The organism is Pseudomonas sp. (assembly GCF_049590575.1).
Classification (GTDB): Bacteria; Pseudomonadota; Gammaproteobacteria; order Pseudomonadales; family Pseudomonadaceae; genus Aquipseudomonas.
The window spans coordinates 1-7,601 of the sequence record NZ_JBAWDE010000430.1 but is presented as its reverse complement, the minus strand read 5'-3'; the positions used below and the strand labels follow the sequence as shown (position 1 = coordinate 7,601).

Sequence of the window (7,601 nt, the reverse complement as noted above, 5' to 3'; positions counted from 1 at the left end):
GCTACAACCCCGCGCTGGCGGCCCTGGCCCTGAGCCAGACACGGCGCCAACCCTGGCTGCCGCTGCTCGGTATCGTGCTGGCGATCATCCTCACGCCGGGGTTCGCCGCCCTGCACCTGCCCGCCCTGACCGGGCCGTTTATCCTTGCCTGCTGGCTGGTGCGCGCAGGTCGCCGAATACTCGGCAAACCCCGCATGGACAGCCCGTTCGAATCCCCCTAGGCTTGCCCGATATTCGATTCAGGCGGGTTTTATGGACAGCAACAACGATTGGCGGCAGCGGCTCTATGTCATGGTATTCCAGAGCGACACAGTCGCCGGGCGGCGCTTTGACGGGATCCTGCTGCTGATCATCCTCGCCAGCCTGGTGATCGTGATGCTCGACAGCATCGACCAGGTCCACCAGAACTATGCCGACGTGCTGGCCTATATCGAGTGGGGCTTCACGCTGATCTTCGCCATCGAATATGGCCTGCGCCTGTATTGCTCGCCCAAGCCGCTGCGCTATGCGTTCAGCTTTTATGGGCTGGTGGATTTGCTGGCGATTGTCCCCGGCATCCTCGCTTTGTATTACAGCGACGCGCAGTACCTGCTGATCATCCGCATCATCCGAATGCTGCGGATTTTCCGCGTGCTCAAGCTCAGCCCGTACCTCAAACAGGCCAACTACCTGATGGCCGCGCTGCGCGGCAGCAAACAGAAAATCGTGGTGTTTCTGGTCAGCGTGTGCACGCTGGTGACGGTGTTCGGCACCTTGATGTACGTGATCGAAGGCCCGGAACACGGGTTTACCAGCATTCCCAAGGGCATCTACTGGGCGATTGTGACCCTGACCACCGTGGGCTTTGGCGATATCGTGCCCAAGACCCCGCTGGGCCAGGTGATTTCGTCGCTGGTGATGATCACCGGTTACTCGATCATCGCCGTGCCGACAGGGATTTTCACCGCCGAATTGGCCAGCGCCATGCGCGGTGCACAGCTGCAAACCGATTGCCCGGTGTGCAAAAAAGACAGCCATGAACCCAACGCGGCCTTTTGCTCGCGTTGCGGCAATGCGCTTTTCAAGAAAGTGGAATAAGCAAAGTTCGTTTTAGTCTTTAAGCGTCTATGCGCGTCCAGCTATAGTCGCTGGCAAATTGCCCTTACTCAATCGACAACCTTCTCGAACAACAAGGAATGAGCAGTGAAAAAACTCGTTAGCGCCTCTCTCCTGGCCGCCGGCCTGGCCCTGGCGGGCGCCGTCCAGGCCGCCCCCGTTACACTGCTCAACGTCTCGTATGACGTGATGCGCGACTTCTACAAGGACTACAACGCCGCTTTCCAGAAGCACTGGGAAGCCGAGCACCCGGATGACAAGTTGACCCTGCAGATGTCTTTCGGCGGTTCGAGCAAACAGGCGCGCTCGGTAATCGACGGCCTGCCGGCGGACGTGATCACCATGAACATGGCCACCGACATCAACGCCCTGGTCGACAACGGCAAACTGGTGCCGGACAACTGGGTGACACGCCTGCCGAACAACAGCGCGCCATTCACGTCCGCCACAGTGTTTATCGTGCGCAAAGGCAACCCGAAAGCCCTGAAAGATTGGCCAGACCTGCTCAAAGACGGCGTGCAAGTGATCGTGCCCAACCCGAAAACCTCGGGTAACGGCCGCTACACTTACCTGTCGGCCTGGGGCTACGTGTTGAAGAACGGCGGCGACGAAAACAAGGCCAAGGCATTTGTTGGCAAACTGTTCAAGCAAGCGCCGGTGCTGGACACCGGTGGCCGCGCGGCGACCACCACCTTCATGACCAACCAGATCGGCGACGTGCTGGTGACCTTTGAAAACGAAGCGGAAATGATCGCCCGTGAATTCGGCCGTGATCAGTTCGAAGTGATCTACCCAAGCGTGTCCGCCGAAGCCGAGCCGCCGGTGTCGGTGGTCGACAAAGTGGTCGACAAGAAAGGCACTCGCGTGGCGGCAGAAGATTACCTGAAGTACCTGTGGTCGCCGGAAGGCCAGGAAATTGCGGCCAACAACTACCTGCGCCCACGTGACCCGAAGGTGCTGGCCAAGTACACCGACCGTTTCCCTAAAGTCGACTTCCTGTCGGTGGATAAGACCTTTGGTGACTGGCGCACCGTGCAGAAAACCCACTTCAATGATGGTGGGGTTTTCGACCAGATCTACAGCGGGCAATAACTGAAGAAACGCGGTAAAAAAATGTGGGAGCGGGCTTGCTCGCGCCCACATTTGTTTTGTGTTGTGCAGTTACATCGGCGGTGTCACGCCATCCTTGCCCGCCGAAATCGCCTGGGCCGTGATTTTCCCATCCGCCCCCTGCGCCGCAAACAACACCACTTTCGTTCCCGGCTTGAGCAAACTGCGATCGCCCGGCTCCAGATTGACGATCGGCACATCATCCGGCACCACGATCTTCTGCTCGCCACCTTTGTATTTGACGGTCAGGGTTCGCCCGTTGCTGACCACCAGGTCGCCCACGGTGCCGTTGGTCATGCTGCTGCCTTCTTTCAAATCAAATGCACGGTGCCCGTCGCCTGTACCGGCCATGGCCGGGGGAAACACGTGCACTTCGAGGGCGGTCAAGGTGCCGTCTGCGTTGGGCATGGCAGCCGAACCGATGTAGCTGCCAGGCTTGATTTCATCGATCTTGGCCAGGGTAACGGCACGTACCTGGGTGGCCTCGGTCAAGTGCACGGTCACTTCTTCACCACTGTTGACCTTGACGTGCATGGCGTTGCCGTCAATCGCCGTGATGGAGCCGCGTACGCCGACACGCGGCGCCTCGGCAGCGTTCGCCAGGCCAACGGCCATGGCTGCGGCGAGGGTTGAAGCCAGGATCATCTTGTTCAAACTGATTTTCATGAAAGTGGATTTCCTGTTTCGGCAGTTGTTTCTGAATGTATCATTGGCGTCGGTTGGAAAAGTTAACGTTTCAGTCATTAATTTCCGGCATGAGTGTTATCACCGCCAACGGCCTACTCGCCGCGGGCTCAGGCCATTAATCTCGCTCGCCATCTTCCTTCGCTTTTACGAGAACACCATGAACGCAACCTCACACACTACGAGCACCATGACCCGCGGGATGGTGATGCTGTTTGCGTTCTGCTGCGGCGCCATCGTCGCCAACATCTACTATGCGCAGCCAATCATCGAGCTGATTGCACCGGACATCGGCCTGACGCCCGCAATGGCCAGCTTGATCGTGTCCCTGACGCAAATCGGTTATGCACTGGGTCTGTTCTTCCTGGTGCCGCTGGGCGACCTGCTGGAAAACCGCAAGCTGATGATCACCACCACCGTGGTGGCCATCGCCAGCCTACTGGGCGCAGCGTTCACTGAGCAGCCGAATTTGTTCCTTCTTGTGTCGCTGCTGATCGGATTCAGTTCCGTCTCGGTGCAAATCCTGATCCCGCTGGCCGCGCACCTGGCCCCTGCCGAGTCCCGTGGGCGGGTGGTCGGCAGCATCATGGGCGGCCTTTTGCTCGGCATCCTGCTGGCGCGGCCGGTGTCCAGCGTGGTGGCCGACCACTTCGGCTGGCGCGCGATGTTCATGGCGGCTGCCGCGTTGATGGCGTTTATCAGCGTGGTGCTGATGCTGACCATTCCCAAGCGCCAGCCCGACCACAGCGCCAGCTACGGCAAGCTGTTGCGCTCTCTCGGCACCCTGCTGCGTGAACAGCCGTTGCTGCGCCAACGCGCCTTTTACCAAGGCTGCATGTTCGCCACCTTCAGCCTGTTCTGGACCGCCGCTCCGCTGGAACTGGTACGCAACCACGGCCTGAGCCAGACCCAGATCGCGATCTTCGCCCTGGTCGGTGCCATTGGCGCCATCGCCGCGCCTATTGCCGGGCGCCTCGCCGACGCTGGCCACACCTATCGCGCCTCGCTGCTGGCGATGGTGTTTGCGGTGCTGAGCTTCCTGCCGGCCTTCGTGCACCCGCTGTACAGCGTGATCGGCCTGGCAGTCACCGGCGTGGTTCTGGACTTTTGCGTGCAGATGAACATGGTCCTCGGCCAACGCACCATCTACGCCCTCGACGCCAACAGCCGCAGCCGCCTGAACGCGCTGTACATGACCAGCATCTTCATCGGCGGTGCCTTCGGTTCGGCCATCGCCAGCAGCGTGTACGAGCACGGCGGCTGGCTGGGCGTGATGCTGGTGGGCAGCGCGTTTCCGCTGGTGGCGTTGTTGCGCTTCCTGAGTGCGTCGCGCAGGGCCGCAGTCGCTACCGCCTGATTGCCCTCAGGAACGCACCAACTTCTCCAACGCCGCGTCCGCCAGAAATGACGAGCGGCTTTTGACCTTGTGCTCGCGCACATAACGGTCGATGCGCTGGATGACATAACCGGGCAAGGTCACATTGACCTTCTCGGTTTTGCCCAGATACGGCGAGATGTCCAACTCCAACATCCCCCACCCCATGCCGGCGTAGTCTTCATGGGCGTGATAATGGGCCACCGACGTTGGCATCGGAATCATCCCACCCTCTGCCGCGATCTCTTGCAACATGATGTGCGCGACTTCTACCGCCGCGTTATAGGCCTCTTCAAAACAATCCCCGGCAGTGACGGCGCCTGGGATATCGGGAATCTGAATGCCGGTGGCAGTGAAGTTACTCAAGCACAAAATCATTCATCCCGACTGACGGCTGTTTTACTGGATGTTGGAAAACCTGCCGTGCTGACGTCGAAACCGACGTAACGCGCACTCAACGCAGGCCGAGCACGTCCTCGGGCCTGATCAACCGCGCGCTTTTAATCAGGAAGTCCGACTGGCGCTTTCCCAGCAGGTCTATGCCGACATAGAAGCGGCCGGTCTGTGGGTCCTGTTTGACGACCGTATCGCCAACGCGGCCGGTGTAGGCCTCCACCCGTCGCAGGGGGGTCCGCAACTTCTCCGCCAGCTCCGTCAGATCAATCGTGTCTTCGCCGCTGGCGAAATCCATGATCTGGTCTGGGTCATACACACTCGAGTCGCTGAACTGGTTGTATTTGAATGTATTTCTCCCCCCCACACCCCAGAACTCATCGCCCCCGCCGCCGCCGGTGAGGACATTGTTGGCCATATTGCCGATGATCCTGTCCCGGCCTGAGCCGCCGATCGCGTTCTCCACGGTGACGCCCTCGCCTATCGAGACGTTGTTGCGCTTGCCGCCGACGCTGGAGGCTGCGCGCTCGCGCAAGTCGATGATCTGCTTCTGTCGGAAGCCGGAAAAGTCCAGCGTGTCATTGCCGTCGGCGTCCTGTACGACGAAGTCGGGTGCGCCGCTGCGGGCATGCAGGCGCATGGCGCGGTCAGCGGCGTTGGCATTGAACCCATAGACGGTATCGCCCGCATTGAGGCCAGGCTCGGATTGTTCGCCCGTGACAATATCGTCAGCCTGAATGCCGCCCACGATCCCGATAAAGAAATCGGCTTTGCCCCTGCCCGACAGGTCAAGGCTCAGGCTGCTGTACCCAGTGTCGGGGTCATAGCTCAGGACGCATTCGCCAGCCCGCCCGGTAAAATGCTCGACCACCCTGAAGTGCTTGATCGCGGCGTTTTCCAATAGACCGGAAAGATCAATTTTGTCCGTGCCGCTGGTAAAATCCAGAATCTGGTCATACCGGTCAGGGGTCGAGTCACTCGACCAATCGTAGGCAAATACATCTGCGCCGCCACCGCCTGTCAAGGTATCCGCCCCCGCCCCACCGGTGATTCGGTTGCCCACCTGGTTACCCCTGATGTCGTCGTCGCCCGAACCGCCCGTGGCGTTTTCGATAACGACGCCCTTGGCGATCGAAACATTGCCCTTCAAACCGCCGACGTCGGAATACGACTCGGCTTGCAGATTGATGTTCTGATCTTCGGAAAATCCGGAGAGATCCAGGATGTCGTTCCCACCCCCATCCCATATTGAAAAGATAGCTTTGTCGTTCGAAGATTTAAGACTGAAGTATTCACTGCCCGTATTGGATTTAAAACCATACCTGGTGTCCGTACTACGGGTGTTGTAGTTGGCGCCATAGAGTGCCTGCACGGCGGCAATATCATCTTTCAGTGGCACGGCAGCATTATGGTGTTTGAAGTCATGGCCCGGTTGATTAGTTTCGTCCCAATAACTCATCACGCTATGCGCCCGGGTGTCTTGCTGGTAAGGCGTGCCCGCATAACTGTCCACGCCCTTGCCATAGTCGCCAGGATGACCCAACCCTAGTGCATGCCCCAATTCATGAACGGTGGTCAATAAAAAATAGTCGCCATTTTTTGGGTGAGCATCAGCTTTCTTCGTTCCGATTTTGGTTTTCATGTTGCCATGGCGGACACTAGGCAAATTTGAAATACCGCCGCTGGTACTAGGGTCGGCCTCGATCGTGATGGAGCCGTCCGTGCCGCTTGCGCGCTCCTTGAATACAATATTGGTCACGTCCTGCCAGGCTTGCAGCGCTCTGCGGATGGCGGTTTGCTGTTGCGGGGAGAATGCAGTGTCGATGCTAAAGGACAGCTCGATCCTTCCGTCGCCATTACGATCGTAGTGCCGATACCCCTCACGCAGGATCTGATTGGCGGCGTTGTCCGTGCTGTACGAGGGCTTATAACCTATAGTATTTGACGCCGCTGGAAGTTGTGCGAAAGCAGGATTACTCAGTGTAGGAAGTTCACTATCGGCTGCATATTGATTAACGTGCGAATGGGCGACTTTCATAAAACATCCTTTGAAAAACTTTATAACCAGCCCCGTGAAAAGGCCGCGACTGCGGAAGTCTCAACTTGCCGCCGCCGTAAAGTCCCACAAACTAAAAGTTAACGCCAACCCGAGAGTATTTCACGCTCACACATTAAACCGCCGCAGAATATTGCTCGCCCGCAAACACAGGGCCAACTAACAACCCACGGCACATAAATACCTACAATTACACTTTCAAAGTTCCACATTCAGGCGGGCGTGTTTAAAGTACCCGCCCATCCCAACCCACCGTGACAGTACGCGGCAACTCTTGCCGATGTGCCAGCAACCACGCATCCAGCGTATGCCCCACATGGGTCAACACCCCCAACTGCGCACCGGTGTCCTCGATACTCTGCAACGCCAGCGTCAGGTCATTGTGATTACGCGGCGCCTGCGGCTGCGGCGGCATGGAGCAATCCAGCACCAGCACATCCAGCGGCTCGCGCTGCAACCAGGCCAGCGTTGCAGGCGGCAAACCCACCGTGTCGGTGAGATAGGCGAGGCGCCGCCCCTGCCCCTCCAGCAAATACCCCAGGGTCAACCTGGAATGCTGCAACGGCAACGCCGTGACACGCAACTCACCGAACACCCGCGTTTCAAACTCGGCAAAGGGCTGGCTGAAATCGAGGATGCCTGGGTGCTTGTAGAGGTCGGACAACCCCTCCGGGTCCGCCGGCCCGTGCACCGGAATCACCAGCCCCTGGCCCCAGCGCAAATGCAGCAAACCTTGCGCATGATCGGCGTGGTAGTGGGTCTGCAAAATCCCGTTGAAACTGCGCGGCGGGAAGCGCTCGGTAAGGTCGGGCAAGCCGCTGTCGATCAACCAGCGCTGGTCGCCGCACTCGATCAACGCGCTGCAGGGGCGGCGGCGCAGGCTGGCAT

General features: G+C 59.0%; 8 protein-coding genes. 4 read left to right on the top strand and 4 right to left on the bottom strand.

Features of this window, described 5'->3' with window-relative positions; all coding sequences use genetic code 11:
* The 3 genes from WBR57_RS29810 to WBR57_RS29800 all read left to right on the top strand — a co-directional run.
* Nucleotides 1-221 (top strand): urea transporter (locus WBR57_RS29810; RefSeq protein WP_424089122.1); only part of this gene is annotated, 221 nt, incomplete at its 5' end.
* Nucleotides 222-252: 31 nt separating this feature from the next.
* The gene (locus WBR57_RS29805; RefSeq protein ID WP_424089120.1) at nucleotides 253-1,077 is read left to right on the top strand and encodes an ion transporter; all 825 of its coding nucleotides are present in this window, start codon (nucleotides 253-255) and stop codon (nucleotides 1,075-1,077) included.
* Between the two features lie 105 nt (nucleotides 1,078-1,182).
* On the top strand, nucleotides 1,183-2,187 hold the full coding sequence (locus tag WBR57_RS29800) for a sulfate ABC transporter substrate-binding protein (protein ID WP_424089118.1): 1,005 nt from the start codon (nucleotides 1,183-1,185) through the stop codon (nucleotides 2,185-2,187).
* A 69-nt stretch (nucleotides 2,188-2,256) separates the two neighbouring features.
* On the opposite strand, the gene WBR57_RS29795 is transcribed toward WBR57_RS29800, so the two are convergent.
* Nucleotides 2,257-2,871, bottom strand: coding sequence for a DUF5666 domain-containing protein (locus WBR57_RS29795; protein ID WP_424089116.1), 615 nt, complete (start codon nucleotides 2,869-2,871; stop codon nucleotides 2,257-2,259).
* Between the two features lie 178 nt (nucleotides 2,872-3,049).
* Here WBR57_RS29795 and WBR57_RS29790 point away from each other — a divergent pair, with 178 nt between their 5' ends.
* Nucleotides 3,050-4,246 carry an MFS transporter gene (locus WBR57_RS29790; RefSeq protein ID WP_424089114.1) on the top strand — a complete coding sequence of 399 codons (1,197 nt, stop codon included), beginning with the start codon at nucleotides 3,050-3,052 and terminating at the stop codon, nucleotides 4,244-4,246.
* Between the two features lie 6 nt (nucleotides 4,247-4,252).
* Here WBR57_RS29790 and WBR57_RS29785 read toward each other — a convergent pair whose 3' ends face one another.
* From WBR57_RS29785 to phnP, 3 genes are all read right to left on the bottom strand, one after another.
* Entirely contained in the window at nucleotides 4,253-4,630 is a 378-nt protein-coding gene (locus WBR57_RS29785) for a type II toxin-antitoxin system HicB family antitoxin (protein WP_424089112.1), read from the bottom strand.
* Between the two features lie 88 nt (nucleotides 4,631-4,718).
* Complete coding sequence (locus WBR57_RS29780) at nucleotides 4,719-6,695, bottom strand: M10 family metallopeptidase C-terminal domain-containing protein (RefSeq protein ID WP_424089110.1); 1,977 nt, start codon at nucleotides 6,693-6,695, stop codon at nucleotides 4,719-4,721.
* 244 nt (nucleotides 6,696-6,939) lie between these two features.
* Nucleotides 6,940-7,601 (bottom strand): phosphonate metabolism protein PhnP (gene phnP / locus WBR57_RS29775; RefSeq protein ID WP_424089108.1); only part of this gene is annotated, 662 nt, incomplete at its 5' end.